This is a genomic window from Antrihabitans stalagmiti (assembly GCF_016482825.1).
In the GTDB taxonomy this organism is placed as follows: domain Bacteria; phylum Actinomycetota; class Actinomycetes; order Mycobacteriales; family Mycobacteriaceae; genus Antrihabitans; species Antrihabitans stalagmiti.
The window spans coordinates 226,079-244,105 of record NZ_JAEMNV010000002.1 but is presented as its reverse complement, the minus strand read 5'-3'; the positions used below and the strand labels follow the sequence as shown (position 1 = coordinate 244,105).

Below are 18,027 nucleotides of genomic sequence, written 5' to 3'. Positions count from 1 at the left end.
CTCCCACCGTAGCGTCGAGTCGGTCCAGACGGTGACGAGATTTCCAATCCCGTGATGCCGACTCGGCGTAGCATCGCCCAAGCGCAGTCTCGTGCCGGAGCAAGCTGGGCCAAGGAGAGGACACATTCGTCATGGCGGTTACGGTCACAATTCCGACGGTGCTTCGTCGCCACACCGGCGGGGTGAAGCTGGTCGAGGCGTCCGGATCCACGGTAGCTGCGGTGCTTGCCGACCTCGAGTCTCGGTACGCCAGCCTCGAAGGCCGGATCGCGTCCGACGGCAAGCTGCACCGGTTCGTCAACGTCTACGTCGACGACAACGACGTTCGCAACGAGCAAGGCTTGGACACCGAGGTGAAGGAAGGCTCGGCGATCACCATCCTGTCGGCGATGGCGGGCGGCGCCTGAGTCAGGCCGTCGCCGCGATCACGTCGACGGCAAGCATCAGGCCGAGTGCTGTCGCCATCACCAGCGACGTGATCAGGAACGTTCGCCGCACGGCCGGCATTTCTGCGGGCAGCGCGAAGATTCGACGCGGCCACACCCACCACGACTGGTAGGCGAAGGCGCTGCACGCGACGACGTACAGCGCCAGCTTGACGCACATCAAGACGACCCACGTATCGCTCGGACCGGGGTCAGCGGTGGCACGGCTGATCGCGAGACCGGTCCCGGACACACCGATCAGGAAAGCCAGTCGCAGGATCCGTCTGCGGGAGCCGCTCGCCATCAACTGACCGACGTCTTCGTAGGATTCCGGATCGGCCACCCGTAGCTGGAACTGCTGTACGACGACGATCGAATAGACCATCGCACCGAACCATGCGGCGAGCACGACGGTCTGAAAAACGGCGAAGGTATTCGTCAGGGCCATTGGGCACCTTTCACGGATAATCCGAAACAGTTGTCCTGCGGTCTGGGGAGGTGCTCGTAACCGCTCGCCCACCGTACTCGGCGGTGTCGGGCGCTCGTGCTGTTCTTCGAACGTCGGCCAAACCTATGTGGGCATCGAGCCGAGTCGAGTAAGCGCCTCGCCGTTGAGCCTGTAGGTCGTCCACTCGTCCTGTGGGCGGGCGCCGAGTGCTTCGTAGAACGCGATCGACGGCGCATTCCAGTCGAGAACCGCCCAGCTGAGCCTGCTGTAGCCCTGCTCGGTGCATTCGCGCGCCAGCGCGGCCAGCAGAGCCTTGCCGTGCCCGGCGCCCCGCTGCTGTGGGGTGACGTAGAGGTCCTCGAGGTAGATGCCGTGTACCCCGTCCCACGTCGAGAAATTGAGAAACCAGACAGCCGTTCCGACGATGGTTTCGTCGACTTCGACGACGTGTGCGAACAGCGCAGGAGAAGGACCGAACAACGCGACGTCGAGTTGCTCGACGGTCAGGGTGCACTCGTGGCGCGCCTTCTCGTACTCGGCCAACTCGTAGACGAGTTCGGCGATCGCGGGTACGTCGTCCCGGGTGGCGCGGCGGATCATGCAACTCCCTCTGTTACTCCTCGTGGAAACACGTTGTGAAGGTAGATCTGCTGGCAGCCGTGCTCGTATCCGAGGACCGAATGGGATGCGGCCGCCATCCCGAATCGGCGACCTTCCGACACGGGCAATTGGGTCCAGCGCGCGATCAGGGCGCGGGTGAAGTGGCCGTGTCCGAACAGCAGCACATCTCGTTCCTCGAGTTGCGGCGTCACGACGGACAGCACGGTATCGGCCCGGCTTTGCACCGACTCGGCGGACTCGCCGCCGGGACAGGGGTGGGTCCACACGGTCCAATGCGGAACGGTCTCGCGGATCTCGGGGGTGGTGAGGCCTTCGTAGTCGCCGTAGTCCCACTCGACGAGGTCGTCCCACACTCGATCGACGGTCACTCCCGCCGACTCTGCTGTGCGAAGAGCTCGGGTTCGCGGACTGGAAAGCACAAGCGGGTTGTCCAACTCGAGCAGTGCCAGCTCGGCACCGGCAGCACGGGCCTGAGCCTCGCCGAGGTCGGTGAGCGGGAGGTCGGTCTGTCCGGTGTGTTTACCGGATCTCGACCATTCGGTTTCGCCGTGACGCATCACTATCAGGCGGCCGATCGGGGCAATCATGGTCCAATCATGCCTCGCGCTGGACCGCATTCGGGCGGGTATCAGGTGTCGCGCGTTCCAATGCGACCACGACGGGGTATACCTCTACCGACGCGGCTCGTGGCGAGGGTGTCCAAACGTGGCCGTGCCGACGCTGATAGTGCTCGCAGAGTGCTAGCTACCAGCAAATAGTCGCCGGATTCATGAAACTACGGAAGGATCGGTGCGGTGACTACGGTTCTCGCGGTGGCGAATCAAAAGGGTGGGGTAGCCAAGACGACGACGGTGGCCTCACTGGGTGCAGCGCTCGCGGCCCGTGACCAGCGAGTCCTCGTGGTTGATCTTGATCCCCAAGGGTGTCTTACGTTTTCGCTCGGGCACAATCCCGATCGACTGGAGGCCTCGATCTACGACGTGCTCACCGACGGTGTGCACGCGAAAGAAGTTTTGCTCGATACGGTCGACGGTGTTTCGCTGCTTCCTGCGACCATCGATCTCGCGGGCGCTGATGCTGTGCTGTTGATGAAGCCAGGTCGCGAATTTGCGCTCAAGCGGGCGCTGGCTCCGCTGCGCGACGAGTTCGATGTGATCATCATCGATTGCCCGCCATCGCTCGGCATCATGACGCTGAACGGTCTGACTGCCGCTGATTCGGTATTGATTCCACTGCAGTGCGAGACCCTCGCCCACCGCGGCGTCGGCCAACTGCTTCGGACCGTGTCCGAGGTCAAAGAGATCACGAATCCGAATCTGGAACTGCTCGGCGCGTTGCCGACCCTCTACGACTCACGGACGACGCACGCTCGCGACGTGTTGGCGGACGTGTCGGATCGCTACGGCCTTCCGGTGCTTGCGCCCGCCATTCCGCGTACGGTGCGTTTCGCCGAAGCATCGGCGTCAGGTGCGTCGGTTATGGCAGGCAAACGCAGCAAGGGCGCCGACGCGTACCGCGAATTGGCCGGGTCGCTGTGCGACTACTGGTGGGGTGGCAAGGATCTGCAGACGTTCGCCTGAGTGAACCGGTGGTTCGACACGGTCAACCGAGCGCGACGAGCTGGCTTCCCCGCTGTTCGAAGACGTAGTTGCCGAGCACCGCTGTCGTGATGGGTCCTGACGCGGAATCGTTGCGTGCAAAGGTGATTCGCGATTGCTGCTGCCCGGTGATCGGATCGACGACGGCTATACCGTCGGCGACGGGAATCAACGTTCGACCCGCCATAGCACCACCCGGGCCGAGTGCACCGTCGAACGTCCAGAGCGGTGCCAGATCCGTCGAACTCAGCGCGACGACCTGCGAACCCGTCCAGATGTTGTACCCCGTGCCAACTTTCGATACTTTCGCGTCGGGGGAGAGCAACGCTGGAAGCGGGTACTGCGCAATAGCTTTCGCGTTGCCGTCGAACACGCCGATCCGCGGTTTCGAGGCTCCGCCGTCGCCGGGCAGGTAGAGAGCGGTCTTGTCTCCTGCCGTTGCAAGGATCCGCACGCCGCTGGTGCCGGGCGAAAGTTCCTCCAGCACAACAGAACCTGACTCCTCCGGCTTCTGTGCATCTTTCGGAGCGGGGTTCTGAACGGTCAGCCGGTCGGTTGGCTCACCGGGACAGCGTTCCAGCACAGCAAGTTTGGATGAACTCGACGCCGCGGAGTCGATCGTGCACCCCGACCGCGGTTGGCTGTTCGGATTGACGGGCGCATCGATCCTGCCGTATTCGACGGTGCGGACCAGGTCGGATCGCCACAACTCGATCCTCGTCGCTCCCTGCGAACGCACGTACGTTCCGTCGAAGCCGAGGTTCACAGCATCGTCGGCGTCACTCGTTCTGTTGCCTTGCCGCAGACCGTCGGAGCCGCGCAGCGCAGTCACCTGACTGCAGCCTCGCCGATCGCGATAGACCGCGACGACGTCGCCCCATGCACTGATGACGTCGCACAGTGGCATGTTCCGCTGGTAGCGCCAGATTTCGTCGCCCGTCGCCGGATCACGACCGATCACGGCGTCGCCGTCCGCGGTGACGACCGCGCCCTCTGCAACGAGAGGTAGATCGGTGACACCGCTGTCCGCGCGCCACCGCTCGCCGAGGTTCTCAGGAACTGACAGTGCGGTTTCCGGCTGGACGGCCGGAAATTCGGCGGTGATGGATGTGGTGCCGCGAGCATCGCTGCGCAACCAGACGACGGTTGCTGCAGCGATGACGAACACCACGATCAGGGCAGCCGCGATCAGGTCGCCGCGGCTGCGTCGCTCAGGTGCAAGCACGGGTGGAGGTTACTCCGCGCCTGCCGAAACGGCGTCGGCTGCCTGCGTGGTCGAGCCTGTGTCGGACGGACGGCGACGCCTGCGGCGGCGCTTTGCAGGCGCGTCGGAGGTCGACTCGGTGGCAGTCTCGGTTTTGGCCGCTGTTGCCTGCTCGGAGTTCGGCTGCGTCGAGGCTTCCTTGGTCGATCCGGATTGCTCGACGTCACCGGTGATCGGAGTTCCCGACCTGGTACGACGACGATTTCGCTTACGACGTTCTCCTGCGGGCTTCTCGGCCGCCGGCGCGTTGTCGTCTCGACTGCGAGCCTCGCGTGCCGGTTCGGCGGCTGGCCGCGCCTTGCGGATCGTGCCTTTTGCCTCGGTCGGGATGTCGAGTTCGGCGAAGAAGTGCGGTGAACTCGAGTAGGTTTCGACCGGCTCCGGCTTGTCCAAACCGAGCGCTTTGTCGATCAGTTGCCAGCGTGGCATGTCGTCCCAGTCGACCAACGTCACGGCGATGCCGGTGCGTCCGGCGCGACCGGTCCTGCCGATTCTGTGGACGTAGGTCTTCTCGTCCTCCGGGCACTGGTAGTTGATGACGTGCGTGACGTCGTCGATGTCGATGCCGCGCGCAGCGACATCGGTCGCGACCAGCACGTCGATCTTGCCCTTGCGGAATGCGTTGAGCGCCTTTTCGCGAGCCACCTGACCGAGGTCACCGTGGACGGCGCCGACTTCGAACCCGCGCTCGGCGAGGTCGTCGGACACCTTCTGCGCTGTGCGTTTGGTGCGCGTGAAGATCATGGTGGCGCCGCGGCCGCGAGCCTGCAGCACGCGAGCGATCATTTCTGCCTTGTCCAGCGCATGTGCTCGATAGATGACCTGCGTCGTGCTCTCGTGCACAGAGGACGAATGCGCCTCTTCCGCACGGATATGCGTCGGCCGGTTGAGGAACGTGCGGGCCAGGGTGATGATCGGGCCCGGCATGGTCGCCGAGAACAGCATCGTCTGGCGCTGGTCGGGGACCATGCTCATCAGCCGCTCGATGTCGGGCAGGAAGCCGAGGTCGAGCATCTCGTCGGCCTCGTCAAGGACGAGCACTGCGATCTTGCCGAGGATGAGATGACCCTGATTTGCGAGATCGAGCAGGCGCCCCGGCGTGCCGACGACAACGTCGACGCCGTTGCGAAGCGCATCGATCTGCGTCTCGTACGGACGGCCGCCGTAGATGGCGAGCACCTTCAGTCTGCGGTCGTTGGCTTGCAGATGCTTGCCGGCGTTTTCGAGGTCCTTGGTGACCTGGATGCAGAGTTCACGGGTCGGAACGATGATCAGCGCGCGCGGTGTTCCGTCGAGTACGGCAGTACCGGTATCGGCGCTCGCGATGCGATGCAGCAGCGGGACGCCGAATCCGAACGTTTTGCCCATACCCGTTCGAGCCTGGCCGATGAGGTCTTCACCGCTCAGTGCGAGTGGGAGGGTGAGTTCCTGGATTGCGAAGGTTCGGTCGATGCCGATTTCGCCGAGGGCGCGGACGATTTCGTCGCGAACGCCCAGCTCAGCGAAGGTTGGGGGAGTGTGTGAATCGTCGATGGTTGCGTCGATCAACGTCTCGGCTACGCCGGGTTCGTCGTCGATGGTGATCTTGCTCAGGGGTCTGGCCTTCCTCGTTCAGCACGCGCGCACGAGGTGTGGGGCCGGGCCGAGTTGTCAGCCGGTGTCTGTATTCGGTAACAGACTGCCATCGAATCCGGTGTGATTTCGCTGCCGGCCTCAGCGCAGAATATGGAGAAATTCGGCGAAGCTCGGTTGCGACGCGGATCAGGTGCGCGCACATTATCTGTGGGAATCCGCGGTGAAGATTCGGGTTGCAGTGTCGATAGGTCGGTGTTCTCGAAGACCCTCGAAACCTACGACTGCTGCGGTAACTATCGGATGCCCAACCCAATGGTAACTTGTCCAGTCCAAATGCTGGAATCGAACGGGCGAGCGTCGCACGAATAGGCTGCGCACGCCAGCCGCGGCGGAACCGCGCAACGGCTACGCTTGGCACCTATGGGAGCCAATTCGTCCGCGTCAGTGACCCCGCAAATCGCGCCGGATCAGCCGGGGATCTCGGATCTGTTCGCCGTCCTGGCCTACGGCGAAATATCTGCCTTCTACCGTCTCGTCGAAGAGGCGCAGCTGTCGCCGAGCCTGCGCGGCAAGGTCGCGGTCGCGAAAATGGCAGCCTCCGAGATGAATCACTTCACGACACTGGAACGCGCTCTGTCGGAACGCGACGTCGACGTTTTCGATGCAATGGCGCCCTATGTCCGAGCGCTCGACGCCTATCACGCCTCGACGAACCCGTCGACCTGGTTGGAATCGATGGTCAAGTTCTACGTCGGCGACGGAATCGCCGCAGACTTCTATCGTGAAATCGCCGGAGCATTGCCGCCGGAAATCGCCGATGTCGTCCGCGACGTGCTGGCCGAAACCGGGCATTCGGAGTTCGTCGTCGACGAGGTTCGAAGTGCTGTCGCCGCAAACCGCCAGGAGAAGGACCGACTGACACTGTGGGGACGCCGACTGCTCGGTGAGGCAATCACTCAGGCGCAATTCGTCATGGCTCAGCGCGAAGAGCTCGCCGATCTGTTGATCACCGCGACGGGGACCTTGAACGGCATCGTCGCGCTGTTCGACCGCATGCAGGAAAGCCATTCCCAACGGATGCAGGTCCTCGGCCTCATGTAGGCACCGACCGCCTGCCGTGCAGTGCCCGCGTCGCTGTTCGCTGACAGCACAGCTGCGCCGCGTTCGGTGACTGCTCGGCTGCACTAGCCTGACCAGTGACAAGTGATTTCGAAACGTTCGGAGGTTGGCCGTGGAGGTCAAGATCGGTATCTCGGATAGCCCGCGCGAGCTGGTTATCGCCAGCGAACAGACGCCGGCAGAGGTCGAGGCTGTGGTGACCGAGGCGCTCGCGGGTGGCAACAGCGGCGTCGTCGCACTGACCGACGAAAAGGGACGCAAGTACCTCGTCCAGGCCGCAAAGATCGCCTACGTGGAACTTGGACCGACCGTCGGTGCTCGGGTCGGATTCACGTCTCGCTAGTGAAGTTCGCTTCAGCCGTGTTGCAGCGGCACGTGCGATAGGCCGCCCCACGCGAGGGCGACCGTCGTATCGACTGCATCTTCCTTGGGGATCGGGCGATCGGCGTCGAGCCAGTAGCGAGCAGTCACCTGGCTTGCGCCGACCAGCCCGACCGCAAGAATTCGAGCGCGGTAGGGGTCCAACCCCGAATCATGGCTGACCAGATCGAAGACCGCGTCGACACAAGCCTCGGTTGCTTCCTCGACGCGACGCTGGACCTGCGGCTCACCCATCAGGTCGGATTCGTAGATCAGGCGAAAGCCCTGCTGTTCGTGGTCGACGAATTCGTAGAACGCTGCCACAGCGGCGCGGACGCGCTGCCGGTTGTCCGTCGTCGAACGCAGTGCCTGCCGAACCCCTGAGATCAGACTGTCGACATAACTCTGCAGCACGGCGCAATAGAGGTCGAGTTTGCTCGGGAAGTGTTGGTACAGAACCGGTTTGCTGACGCCGGCACATTCGGAAATCTCGTCCATGCCGGACGCGTGATAACCGCGCGTCACGAAGACCTCGCTCGCCGCAGCGAGAAGCTGCTGGCGGCGCTCGATCTTGGGCAACCTGCTACCGCGTTTGGCCGGCGCACGACCCATCGACGACATCGGGTCGGCGATTTCGGTCATTTCGGTTCCCATCGTTTCGGACGTTTTGATTCTGGTCTGAATCGTCACGTGTGCAGTCTGTTTTGCTTGGGCGCGGTTGTGTGCGCCTGATCTTGCAGGATACCGCGAAGTGGACGCGAAACATTCAGGGCCGTTTCGTCGGACAGAACTCGGCAATCGCAAGGGAGCGATGTCGGCGCACATTTTCACCGTGTGCGAACCCGGCGGGGCAATTCGCACCGCGACGGGACTGTGACATTCTGAAACAGTGACCGAGCAAGGCGGACCGCGGCTGCGTGGCTCCATGCCCAGTGGAGCCCGTTCTCCGTCCCCTTTCGAGGCGAAAGGCGGCGGCTACGGGCCTGCGCGGTCGCATCAACCGCTTCGCGCGCAATGGGATCCGACGACACGCGACGAAGGTCGCGCCCGTCAGCCACGACCGGAACGTCGAACCAAAAGGCAGAGTCGGATCGGGCGATTCGCAGCCAATTACGGCTGGCGCGCATATGCAATTCCAATTCTTCTCGCGGTGACCGCCTTCGTCGTCGTCGATGCTGTTCGGAGCGTGGATACCGCCGTAGCGGCAGACCCGGACCGCAATCCGGGTTTCGGCGAGCTGTCTCATGATTCCGACGGAACCGGCGTCGTCGGTGTGCCGCCGCGAGGAGACGGTTCGTTCGACCAGAATGTTCCGACCGGCGTTCTTCCACCCGGCGGTAACTTTTCGCCACAGGGAGCGGGCGAATGGCACGTCGTCGCAGGCACGACGCCTCAGATCGGCGCGGGGACGGAGCGGGTGTTCACCTACACGGTCGAGGTCGAGAACGGGGTGGACACCGCGAGCTACGGCGGTGATCAATCGTTCGCCGTCATGGTCGATCAGACCCTCGCCAATCCGAAGAGCTGGACTCAGGACCCACGTTTCGGATTTCGTCGGATCGACCAGGGAGAGCCCGACTTTCGGGTGTCGCTGACTTCGACGATGACGACACGCGACGTCTGTGGTTACGACATTCCGCTCGATACGTCGTGCAACAACCTCAACACCGACCGCGTTGTTCTCAACGAGGCCCGCTGGGTGCGGGGTGCGGTGTCCTACCAGGGCGACGTCGGCTCCTACCGCCAATATTTGATCAACCACGAGGTCGGTCATGCCATCGGCTACGAACAGCATCAGCCGTGCGAAACCGACGGTGGCTTGGCGCCGGTGATGATGCAACAGTCGTTCGGAACCGCCAACAACGACATCGCCACGCTCGACCCCGAAGGTGTGGTCCCGATGGACGGCAAGGTGTGTCGATTCAATCCCTGGCCCTACCCACGCGGCTGACGCGTTTTCGAGAGGGATGATGTTCGCGGGGGATGATTGCGAGCGACGGTGGTGTTGTAGCCGTTGAACTGTTTCGGATGTGAGGAGTGGACGTGGCGTCATTGCCCCCGCTGGTCGAGCCGGCCGCGGAACTGACCAGAGACGAAGTCGCGCGGTACAGCAGGCATCTGATCATTCCCGACCTCGGTGTCGACGGACAGAAGCGCCTCAAGAACGCGAAGGTGCTGGTCATCGGCGCGGGCGGGCTCGGATCGCCTGCACTGCTCTATCTGGCGGCAGCCGGTGTCGGCACGATCGGAATCGTCGAGTTCGACGAAGTCGATTCGTCCAACCTGCAGCGGCAGATCATCCACGGCGAGTCCGACATCGGTCGGCCGAAGGGGGAGAGTGCCCGCGACTCGATTCGTGAAGCGAACTCCTATGTGAACGTCCAGCTGCATCAGCTGCGGTTGGAGCCCGAGAACGCGATCGAGCTGTTCAAGCAGTACGACCTCATCCTCGACGGCACCGACAACTTCGCGACGCGCTATCTGGTGAACGACGCCGCCGTGCTCGCAGGCAAGCCGTACGTCTGGGGTTCGATCTACCGCTTCGAGGGTCAGGTGTCGGTCTTCTGGGAGGACGCACCGGACGGCTTGGGCCTGAACTACCGCGACCTCTATCCCGAAGCGCCGCCGCCGGGAATGGTGCCGTCGTGCGCCGAAGGTGGCGTGCTCGGCGTGCTCTGCGCGTCGATCGGATCGGTCATGGTCACCGAGGCGATCAAGCTGATCACCGGGATCGGGGATTCGCTACTCGGTCGGCTGATGGTCTACGACGCGCTCGACATGAACTACCGGACGATCAAGTTGCGCCGCGACCCCGCACGTATGCCGATCACGGAACTGATCGACTACGAGGCCTTCTGCGGCGTCGTGTCCGACGAAGGTCAGGCGGCTGCTGTCGGCTCGACCATCACAGCGCAGGAACTGCACGACATGCTCGAAGCGGGCAAGGACCTGGCGATCATCGACGTCCGCGAACCGGTCGAGTGGGACATCGTGCACCTTCCGGGTGCGACCTTGATCCCGAAGGATCGGATTCTGTCGGGCGATGCGCTCGCCGAACTGCCACAGAACAAGCCGATCGTGTTGCACTGCAAGACCGGAATTCGTTCCGCCGAAGCACTTGCCGCGTTGAAGGCGGCCGGTTTCTCCGACGCGACGCACCTGCAGGGCGGCGTCATCGCATGGGCAAGGCAGGTCGATACGAGCCTGCCCGTCTATTAGTCCGCTATGCGGCTCGTGAGTCCTTTCGGCGGTCCTGCACGCCGAAAAGACGCACGATCGCGCAGCGCCTCCCCGGTGCTGCGGGTTTGCGGCGGTAACCTGCGGTCGTGAGCACACCAGAACCCCCTGAACACGTGCGCTCGACCTTCGGTCTGCGCGAGGTGACTCCGGTAGCACTCGGCCCCGACTGGGACGGTGGCTGGCGTTGCGGTGACGTCGTGCTGTCGCCGGTCGCCGACCATGCGCGCGCAGCGTGGTCCGCCAAGGTGCGGGAGACGCTGACGGTCGACGGCGTGCGTTTGGCGCGACCTGTTCGGGGGACGGACGGGCGTTACGTCGTCTCCGGCTGGCGTGCCGACACGTTCATCGAGGGCGCTCCCGAGCCGCGCCACGACGAGGTCGTCTCGGTCGGTCTGCGGTTGCACGCCGCGACGGCAACGTTGGAGCGTCCGCGGTTCCTCGCACAGCCGCCGGTAGCGCCGTGGGTCGACGTCGACGTATTCGTTGCGGCCGATCGGGCGGCGTGGGAAACAGTGCCGTTGCGCAGCATTCGTGGAGCGGGTCCGCCGCAATCCACGTCGCCCGACGGGCAGCGCAGTATCGAGTTGATCGGACAGCTGGCGAGTCTGCGAAAGCCGGTCGAGACGCCATCGCAACTCGTACACGGAGACCTGTTCGGCACAGTCCTGTTCGCGGGCAACGCGGCACCGGGTTTGGCCGACATCACGCCCTACTGGCGCCCCGCACCGTGGGCAGCCGGGGTCGCCGTCGTCGACGCCATCTCGTGGGGCGGTGCCGACGACGGACTGCTCGCCCGCTGGGACGACCACCCGGAGTGGCCGCAGATGTTGTTGCGTGCCTTGGTTTTCCGTCTCGCGGTCCATGCGCTGCACCCGCGCTCGACGGCAGAGGCGTTTCCCGGCCTGGCACGGACTGCGGAGCTCGTCAGGATGATGCTCTAACCGGTCGGCACGGACAGCTTTCCTGCCAGCCGCTCCAGATAGGCCACAACTTCGGGTTCCGAACGGTCCGGCATGCCGTACACCACATCGGTGACGCCGATCTGCGACCAGTGCGCGAGTTTCGCCGGGTCGGGTTTGCCGTCGAGGATGACGATGCGGGGTGAGCCGCTGCGGCCGGCGTCGAACCACATCTGCTGAAGGCGAAGGACCCGATCACTGATGTCCTCCTCGCGCGGCGTGCTGATCCAGCCGTCCGCGGACCGGATGATCCAGTTGAAGTTCTTGTCCGTGCCCGCCGCGCCGACAAGCACTGGAATCTTCGAGCGGGCGGGTTTCGGCCATGCCCAGCTCGGTCCGAACTTCACGAACTCGCCGTCGAAACTTGCCTCGTCCTGCGACCAGAGTGCGTGCATCGCTTCCAGGTATTCGCGGAGGGCGGTTCGGCGTCGTCCCGCGGGCACGCCGTGATCTGCGAGTTCGTCTGTGTTCCAGCCGAATCCGACGCCGAGTGTGACGCGACCGCCGGATAGATGGTCGAGCGAGGCGATCGTCTTGGCGAGGGTGATCGGGTCGTGCTGGACGGGCAGTGCAACGGCGGTCGCCAGTTCGATGCGCTCGGTAACGGCAGCAGCCATCGCGAGTGAGACCCAGGGATCGAGCGTGCGCATGTAGCGATCGTCGGGCAGGCTCGCGTCGCCGGTCAGTGGGTGCGCAGCGGTTCGCTTCACGGGGATGTGGGTGTGCTCCGGGACGAAGAACGATTCGAATCCGTTGGCCTCGACCGCGCGAGCGGCTGCTGCGGGTGTGATCCCACGGTCGCTGGTGAACAACACGATTCCGAATTTCATAACCGCACTCCTCCGGTCGGGCAGTGCGCTCAGTGTAGAACACGTTCTAGTTGTTGGGGCTGGCGAGTTGCGACGATCGGTCGAGCGTTGCTTTAATTGACTGGTCACTTTAATATTGCGGAATGCGAACCGTCGATCCAGAAGCGAACGAGTCACGTCGTCGCGCAATCCTCGACGCAGCGGCACAGTGCTTCGCGGCGGCAGGGTTTCGGGCCACACGCACCGCCGATATCTGTGCAGCAGCGGGTATGAGCGCGGGCAACATGTTTCACTACTTTCCGACCAAACACGCCGTCCTGTGTGCGCTCGTCGAGCGCGAAGGCGACCAGGCCGCCGTCTGGCTCGAGGAGTTACGCAGCGCCGACGACCCCTTCCTCGCGCTGACGGCATTTCTCGCGACCATCTGCGAACTTGCCGCCGATCCGATGGTCGCGGGGTTGGCGCTCGAATCGTCCGCAATCGCACATCGGGACGAGGTCGTCGCGGAGTTGTTGCGTGCTAACGACGCTGCGCTGCGAGACGGCGTCGCAGATCTGGTTGCACGAGCGCGGGATGCAGGGCAGATCAGCCCCCCGATGTCCGCGCAATCGGCAGCTACCTGGATCGCGGCCCTCGTCGATGGCGTCTTCGCTCGACGTGCGGTCCAGCCCGAGTTCATGCCGGCAGCCGAAGCGCAGGCGTTGCTGACGATCGTCTCGCGCGTACTCGGCAGGACGGAAACCCGATGATCACGTCGACTCCCGCGTCCACCGCGTCCTCGTCGCGACTGATGAACGTCGACGCGCTGCGAGGATTCGCGCTGTTCGGAATCCTCGCCGTGAACATCTGTGTGTTCGCCGACGGCTACTACGGCAGTGGAGTCGCGAATCCCCACTTCGACTCGTGGCTCGACCACACTGCGCGCTTCGCCGTGACGATGCTGTTCGAAACGAAGTTCTATCTGCTGTTCTCGTTCCTGTTCGGCTACAGCTTCACGCTGCAGATGGCGTCGGCCGAGAGGGCAGGGCGCTCGTTCCGGCCACGTATGTTGCGGCGTCTCGGTGGCCTGTTCGTCATCGGTCTGCTGCACGGGGCACTGCTCTATCACGGCGAAATCCTCTCGACCTACGCCGTGCTCGGATTGATCTTGCTTGCTGCGAGGCGGATCTCACCGCGCGCTGCGATCGTGGCGGCCGCGTCGCTGATCGGCCTCGCAGGGGCACTCTGGATTGCGCTCGGTACGGCAGCAATCGCCTCGGGTGGCTCGGCGGATCCTGTTGCCGCAGCCGACAACGCGAGTCGCATGAGCGATGCCTACAACGGCAGCATCGGCACCGTGGCGGGCTATCACCTCGGCGAGTTGCCGGTTGCGATCGTTGCCATCATCGGCCTGCAGGGAGCGGGCGCGCTCGCGATGTTCCTGCTCGGGCTTGCAGCGGGCAAAGTCGAATTCTTCGCCGATGTCGACAGGTATCGACTCCTGCTGGCGCGCATCCTGCGCTTCGGACTGCCCATCGGGCTCGGTGGCGCAGCGATCTACGCCTACTCCGCGACGGTGCGACCCGGAACCGGCTGGGAATGGCTGGGTTTCGGAATAAGCGAAGTCACGGGTCCGCTGTTGACGGCGTCCTACGTCGCGCTCGGTCTTGCCTTGTTTCGTACGGGTATCGGTGCGGCGGTGGTGCGTGGGTTCGCTCCAGCAGGCCGGATGGCGCTGAGCAACTACATCGGCCAATCGCTGGTCCTCGGAATTGTGTTCACTGCCTATGGTTTTCGGCTGACCGGTGACGTGGGCCCATTGGGCACCATCGGGATAGCCGTCGTCGTCTTCTGTGCGCAACTCTGGCTGAGTGGGTGGTGGCTGCGGTCGCACAGCTACGGTCCGGCGGAATGGGTGTTGCGTGCAATCACCATCGCCGGGCGGCCGGCGTGGCGGCGGTGACGCTGAGCGCCCATTCCTGAGGTTTTGGGACGGGATCCCGTCCCAAAAGTCGTCGAGTGGTCTCTCAGCGTCGCGTCATCGGAGAGCCCTAGTCGGGATAGATCGCCAGCAGTTCGTTGAAGAAGCAACGCGCCGATTGCGCGGCTCGCTCGGCGTCGCCGTCGATCACGGCGTGAACCAATGCGGCGTGCTCTTCGTGAAAAGACTCGCCGGACTTGGCTGTTCGCTGGCGGATGCCTTGTTCGATGACGCTGAGCAGCGAGTCGTAGAACTCGAGGTATACGGCATTGTGGCTGGCGACGACGATCGCGCGGTGCAATTGGACGTCTGCTTCGATCGCTCCGGGATGGGCGTCGTCCCACGATTTACGGCGGGCGTCGAGCAGCTGCAGCAGGTTGGCGATGTCGGTGTCGTCGCGGCGGCGGGCCGCCAATGCGGCTGCTGTGGTGTCGAGTGCCTGCCGCAGCTCGAGAACATCGCGCTCGTGTGCATCGGCGAAGTATTTGCCGAGTGTGCTTCCAAGGTCGGAGTTGGCGACGACGAACGTGCCGGACCCCTGTCTGCGTTCGAGCATGCCGGCGTGCACAAGTGCTTGGACGGCTTCGCGGACGGTGTTTCTGCCGACGCCTGCGAGCTCGGTCAGCTCGGGTTCGGTGGGAATCTTCGAGCCGACCGCCCACCGACCATCGCGGATCTCGGTGCGCAGTAGGTCGGTGACCTGCGCGATCAGACTGGTGCGCTGAACAGGCTGCATGTGAAGGAGGATACAGCTATTTGCTCATGTCATCCGGTCATCCTATGATTTGACGATGACCGTGACCGCCGAACCCGAACGCGTGCTGTCCCAACGAGTCGCCACCCGGCGCGGCCTCGTCGAACGACGCATTCTGGTATTCGTCGCAATCTTGATCTCTGCACTCACGTTGCGTGTCGCTGTCACAGCATTCACTCCGCTCGCGCTGCGAATCAGCGACGAGATCGGGTTCTCGCATTCCATCGTCGGCATCTTCGGCATGGTCCCGCCTGCGATGTTCGCGGTGTTCGGCCTGCTCACCCCGACAATTGCGCGGCGCCTCGGGCTCGAGCGCACGGCCCTGCTCGCCATGGCGCTGGCCGGTTTCGGCATGTTGGCGCGTGCTGTCGTTTCCGACGTGTGGTCGCTGCTGTTTCTGTCCGCGCTCGCGCTCGGCGGGATGGGAATCGGCAACGTCGTCGTCCCGCCGCTGGTCAAGCGCTACTTCTCGGACCGGCTCGCGGTGATGAGCACGATTTACATCACGATGGTTCAGCTCGGCACCGTCGCGCCTGCACTGGTCGCAGTTCCGGTGGCCGAAGCGAACGGGTGGCGCATCTCGATAGGTATGTGGGCGCTGCTCGGCCTCACCGCGATGTTGCCGTGGCTGCTGATCTTGCGTAACCGCCGCGACGACGGACTCGAGCACGTCACCAAGGCGGCCGAGCCACGCGGCAAGATCTGGCGTTCGCCGGTCGCATGGGGTCTGGCTGGCATGTTCGGCATGACCTCGCTGATCACCTACACGATGTTCACCTGGATTCCCGCGATCCTCACCGACGCGGGTGCGAGTGCAGCGTTCGGCGGCAGCATGGTCGGGCTGTTCGCATTGATCGGTCTGGTGTCGGCGTTCGGCGCGCCGACGCTCGTCGCGCGCGTGAGCAATCCGTTCCCCGTGGTCGTCGGATGCGCGGTCGCCTACCTGATCGCGTTCACGGGGTTGTTGATCGCACCGATGTCCGCGCCGATCGTGTGGGTTCTGATCCTCGGACTCGGCCCGAGCACGTTCCCGATGGCATTGACGCTGATCAACCTGCGCACCCGCACACAGATCGGTTCCGCGTCGCTGTCGGGCTTCACACAGGGGCTCGGATACGCGATTGCCTGCCTCGGACCGCTGCTGTTCGGCGTGCTGCACGACGCCACGTCGGACTGGGTCGTTCCGTTCGCCTTCCTGACCGTCGCTGTTGTGATCGTCGTCATAGCAGGGTGGTTCGCATGCAAACCAAGGATGCTGGAAGACACTTGGTGACGCGTCGAGCGACTAGTTGAAACGGGCGCGAAATGTGTTGGTAACCCTCACCGAGCAAAGTCCGAGAAGGTGAGCAGCAGTTGACGCCGAGGACATTTCGCGCAGCAAGTCGGCAATAGGAGTTCCATACCGTTGTGTCACCTAATAAATCAGGAGGCCTCGGTGGCAACAACGTCACGCAAGCACTGGATCGACGACTGGGATTCCGAAGACGTCGCCGCGTGGGAAGCCGGCGGCAAGAAGGTAGCCAAGCGGAACCTGATCTGGTCGATCTTCGCAGAGCACGTCGGCTTCTCGGTGTGGTCGATCTGGTCGGTGATGGTTCTCTTCATGCCGCAGAACGTCTATCACATAGACCCCGCCGGCAAGTTCTTTCTTGTCGCGGTACCGACGCTGGTCGGGTCGCTGCTTCGCATTCCGTACACCGTTGCGACCGCGAAATTCGGTGGCCGTAACTGGACCATCTTCAGCGCCCTCGCGCTGCTGATTCCGACTCTGCTGACGCTGTACTTCATCCAGCACCCGGAAACGTCGTACACGACCTACCTCGTCGTGGCTGCGTTCGCAGGCTTCGGTGGAGGCAACTTCGCGTCGTCGATGACGAACATCAATGCCTTCTATCCACAGCGGCTCAAAGGTTGGGCGCTCGGTCTCAATGCTGGTGGCGGCAACATCGGTGTCCCGGCCATGCAGATCATCGGATTGATCGTCATCGCGACCCTCGGCAACACCGCACCGGAGTTGGTCTGCGCGATCTACCTGGTGCTGTGTGGTCTCGCGGCTGTCGGTGCGGCGCTGTTCATGGACAACCTCGGCAATCAGCAGGCCAACCTCGGCTACATGAAGAAGATCCTGAAGTTTTCCGATTCCTGGACGATGAGCTTCCTTTACATCGGTACGTTCGGATCGTTCATCGGCTTCAGCTTCGCCTTCGGCCAGGTTCTCAACATCAACTACCTCGCTGCAGGTCAGACGATCCCGCAGGCAGCCTTGCACGCGGCGCAGATCGCCTGGATCGGTCCGCTGCTCGGCTCGATCTTCCGTCCGCTCGGCGGCAAACTCGCCGACCGTATCGGTGGCGGCAAGATCACGCTGTACACCTTCGTCGCGATGATGGTTGCCGCCGGAGTGCTCGTCACCGCTGGTGTTCTCGACGACAACGACGGCCGCAAGGGCGCCAGCGGCGGCATCATGCTCACCTACGTTCTCGCGTTCATCGCACTGTTCATCCTGTCCGGCATCGGCAACGGGTCGACCTACAAGATGATCCCGTCGATCTTCGAGGCCAAGTCGAAGAGCGTCGAGGGCTCCCGGGTCGAGCAGCAGGCATGGTCGCGAAACATGGCAGGTGCACTGATCGGCTTCGCAGGGGCGGTAGGTGCACTCGGAGGCGTGTTCATCAACCTGGTGCTCCGTGCCTCCTACCAGGGTGAAGCGAAGTCCGCGACCAACGCGTTCTGGGTCTTCCTCGCCTTCTACATCGCATGCGCACTCGTCACCTGGGCAGTGTTCCTGCGGCGGCCGTCGAACAAGGCACACGACCGAACCCCCGCAGCCGCGTCGGTAGACGACTCCGGCGACGAGAAGGTGTCCGTCTCGGTTTGACCGGCTTCCCGCGTCGC

The 18,027-nt window shown here is 63.7% G+C and carries 19 protein-coding genes; 11 read left to right on the top strand and 8 right to left on the bottom strand.

The features are described 5' to 3' along the window. Window positions 1-131: 131 nt before the first annotated feature. Window positions 132-407 (top strand): MoaD/ThiS family protein, encoded by a 276-nt coding sequence (locus JGU71_RS05675; RefSeq protein WP_199703063.1) that lies wholly within the window; start codon window positions 132-134, stop codon window positions 405-407. A 1-nt stretch (window position 408) separates the two neighbouring features. Here the strand turns inward: JGU71_RS05675 and JGU71_RS05670 are convergent, their stop codons facing one another. From JGU71_RS05670 to JGU71_RS05660, 3 genes are all read right to left on the bottom strand, one after another. After that, window positions 409-873, bottom strand: a complete 465-nt coding sequence (locus tag JGU71_RS05670; RefSeq protein WP_199703062.1) for a hypothetical protein — start codon at window positions 871-873, stop codon at window positions 409-411. 123 nt (window positions 874-996) lie between these two features. Beyond that, entirely contained in the window at window positions 997-1,473 is a 477-nt protein-coding gene (locus tag JGU71_RS05665) for a GNAT family N-acetyltransferase (RefSeq protein WP_199703061.1), read from the bottom strand. Further along, entirely contained in the window at window positions 1,470-2,081 is a 612-nt protein-coding gene (locus tag JGU71_RS05660; RefSeq protein WP_199703060.1) for an acid phosphatase, read from the bottom strand. The genes JGU71_RS05665 and JGU71_RS05660 overlap by 4 nt, the downstream gene beginning before the upstream one ends. Before the next feature lie 207 nt (window positions 2,082-2,288). On the opposite strand from JGU71_RS05660, the gene JGU71_RS05655 reads away from it, so the two are divergent. Then, window positions 2,289-3,074 carry a ParA family protein gene (locus JGU71_RS05655; RefSeq protein WP_199703059.1) on the top strand — a complete coding sequence of 262 codons (786 nt, stop codon included), beginning with the start codon at window positions 2,289-2,291 and terminating at the stop codon, window positions 3,072-3,074. A gap of 22 nt (window positions 3,075-3,096) precedes the next feature. Here the strand turns inward: JGU71_RS05655 and JGU71_RS05650 are convergent, their stop codons facing one another. After that, window positions 3,097-4,317 carry an Rv3212 family protein gene (locus JGU71_RS05650; RefSeq protein ID WP_199703058.1) on the bottom strand — a complete coding sequence of 407 codons (1,221 nt, stop codon included), beginning with the start codon at window positions 4,315-4,317 and terminating at the stop codon, window positions 3,097-3,099. Between the two features lie 9 nt (window positions 4,318-4,326). Further along, complete coding sequence (locus JGU71_RS05645; protein WP_233528876.1) at window positions 4,327-5,949, bottom strand: DEAD/DEAH box helicase; 1,623 nt, start codon at window positions 5,947-5,949, stop codon at window positions 4,327-4,329. 402 nt (window positions 5,950-6,351) lie between these two features. Here JGU71_RS05645 and JGU71_RS05640 point away from each other — a divergent pair, with 402 nt between their 5' ends. Next, on the top strand, window positions 6,352-7,032 hold the full coding sequence (locus tag JGU71_RS05640) for a ferritin-like fold-containing protein (protein ID WP_199703057.1): 681 nt from the start codon (window positions 6,352-6,354) through the stop codon (window positions 7,030-7,032). Window positions 7,033-7,162: 130 nt separating this feature from the next. Then, a complete protein-coding gene (locus JGU71_RS05635) occupies window positions 7,163-7,393 on the top strand; it encodes a DUF3107 domain-containing protein (RefSeq protein ID WP_199703056.1) in 231 nt (76 codons plus the stop codon). Window positions 7,394-7,404: 11 nt separating this feature from the next. Here JGU71_RS05635 and fasR read toward each other — a convergent pair whose 3' ends face one another. Continuing rightward, window positions 7,405-8,052 (bottom strand): HTH-type transcriptional activator FasR, encoded by a 648-nt coding sequence (fasR, locus tag JGU71_RS05630; protein WP_199703592.1) that lies wholly within the window; start codon window positions 8,050-8,052, stop codon window positions 7,405-7,407. A gap of 283 nt (window positions 8,053-8,335) precedes the next feature. On the opposite strand from fasR, the gene JGU71_RS05625 reads away from it, so the two are divergent. From JGU71_RS05625 to JGU71_RS05615, 3 genes are all read left to right on the top strand, one after another. Continuing rightward, a complete protein-coding gene (locus JGU71_RS05625; protein ID WP_199703591.1) occupies window positions 8,336-9,361 on the top strand; it encodes a DUF3152 domain-containing protein in 1,026 nt (341 codons plus the stop codon). Window positions 9,362-9,453: 92 nt separating this feature from the next. Then, window positions 9,454-10,629, top strand: coding sequence for an adenylyltransferase/sulfurtransferase MoeZ (gene moeZ / locus JGU71_RS05620; protein WP_199703055.1), 1,176 nt, complete (start codon window positions 9,454-9,456; stop codon window positions 10,627-10,629). A 107-nt stretch (window positions 10,630-10,736) separates the two neighbouring features. Continuing rightward, a complete protein-coding gene (locus JGU71_RS05615) occupies window positions 10,737-11,591 on the top strand; it encodes a TIGR02569 family protein (RefSeq protein ID WP_199703054.1) in 855 nt (284 codons plus the stop codon). Here JGU71_RS05615 and JGU71_RS05610 read toward each other — a convergent pair. Next, entirely contained in the window at window positions 11,588-12,439 is an 852-nt protein-coding gene (locus tag JGU71_RS05610; protein WP_199703053.1) for an LLM class F420-dependent oxidoreductase, read from the bottom strand. The two genes, JGU71_RS05615 and JGU71_RS05610, sit on opposite strands and share 4 nt — an antisense overlap. Before the next feature lie 122 nt (window positions 12,440-12,561). Between JGU71_RS05610 and JGU71_RS05605 the strand changes: the two genes are divergently transcribed. Beyond that, window positions 12,562-13,167, top strand: coding sequence for a TetR/AcrR family transcriptional regulator (locus JGU71_RS05605; protein ID WP_199703052.1), 606 nt, complete (start codon window positions 12,562-12,564; stop codon window positions 13,165-13,167). Next, window positions 13,164-14,360, top strand: coding sequence for a DUF418 domain-containing protein (locus JGU71_RS05600; RefSeq protein WP_199703051.1), 1,197 nt, complete (start codon window positions 13,164-13,166; stop codon window positions 14,358-14,360). The genes JGU71_RS05605 and JGU71_RS05600 overlap by 4 nt, the downstream gene beginning before the upstream one ends. Before the next feature lie 88 nt (window positions 14,361-14,448). Here the strand turns inward: JGU71_RS05600 and JGU71_RS05595 are convergent, their stop codons facing one another. Continuing rightward, complete coding sequence (locus tag JGU71_RS05595; protein WP_199703050.1) at window positions 14,449-15,114, bottom strand: FadR/GntR family transcriptional regulator; 666 nt, start codon at window positions 15,112-15,114, stop codon at window positions 14,449-14,451. Between the two features lie 55 nt (window positions 15,115-15,169). On the opposite strand from JGU71_RS05595, the gene JGU71_RS05590 reads away from it, so the two are divergent. Both JGU71_RS05590 and JGU71_RS05585 read left to right on the top strand, forming a co-directional pair. Further along, window positions 15,170-16,405, top strand: a complete 1,236-nt coding sequence (locus JGU71_RS05590; RefSeq protein ID WP_199703049.1) for an MFS transporter — start codon at window positions 15,170-15,172, stop codon at window positions 16,403-16,405. A gap of 162 nt (window positions 16,406-16,567) precedes the next feature. Then, entirely contained in the window at window positions 16,568-18,010 is a 1,443-nt protein-coding gene (locus JGU71_RS05585) for a nitrate/nitrite transporter (RefSeq protein WP_307829516.1), read from the top strand. The last annotated feature ends 17 nt before the right edge of the window (window positions 18,011-18,027 follow it).

Excerpts from the sequence above, each read along its gene's own strand:
- JGU71_RS05675 (WP_199703063.1), top strand. The coding sequence starts at position 132 with ATGGCGGTTACGGTCACAATTCCGACGGTGCTTCGTCGCCACACCGGC.
- JGU71_RS05670 (WP_199703062.1), bottom strand. The coding sequence starts at position 873 with ATGGCCCTGACGAATACCTTCGCCGTTTTTCAGACCGTCGTGCTCGCC.
- JGU71_RS05665 (WP_199703061.1), bottom strand. The coding sequence starts at position 1,473 with ATGATCCGCCGCGCCACCCGGGACGACGTACCCGCGATCGCCGAACTC.
- JGU71_RS05660 (WP_199703060.1), bottom strand. The coding sequence starts at position 2,081 with ATGATTGCCCCGATCGGCCGCCTGATAGTGATGCGTCACGGCGAAACC.
- JGU71_RS05640 (WP_199703057.1), top strand. The coding sequence starts at position 6,352 with ATGGGAGCCAATTCGTCCGCGTCAGTGACCCCGCAAATCGCGCCGGAT.
- fasR (WP_199703592.1), bottom strand. The coding sequence starts at position 8,052 with ATGACCGAAATCGCCGACCCGATGTCGTCGATGGGTCGTGCGCCGGCC.
- JGU71_RS05625 (WP_199703591.1), top strand. The coding sequence starts at position 8,336 with ATGCCCAGTGGAGCCCGTTCTCCGTCCCCTTTCGAGGCGAAAGGCGGC.
- JGU71_RS05610 (WP_199703053.1), bottom strand. The coding sequence starts at position 12,439 with ATGAAATTCGGAATCGTGTTGTTCACCAGCGACCGTGGGATCACACCC.
- JGU71_RS05605 (WP_199703052.1), top strand. The coding sequence starts at position 12,562 with ATGCGAACCGTCGATCCAGAAGCGAACGAGTCACGTCGTCGCGCAATC.
- JGU71_RS05600 (WP_199703051.1), top strand. The coding sequence starts at position 13,164 with ATGATCACGTCGACTCCCGCGTCCACCGCGTCCTCGTCGCGACTGATG.
- JGU71_RS05595 (WP_199703050.1), bottom strand. The coding sequence starts at position 15,114 with ATGCAGCCTGTTCAGCGCACCAGTCTGATCGCGCAGGTCACCGACCTA.
- JGU71_RS05590 (WP_199703049.1), top strand. The coding sequence starts at position 15,170 with ATGACCGTGACCGCCGAACCCGAACGCGTGCTGTCCCAACGAGTCGCC.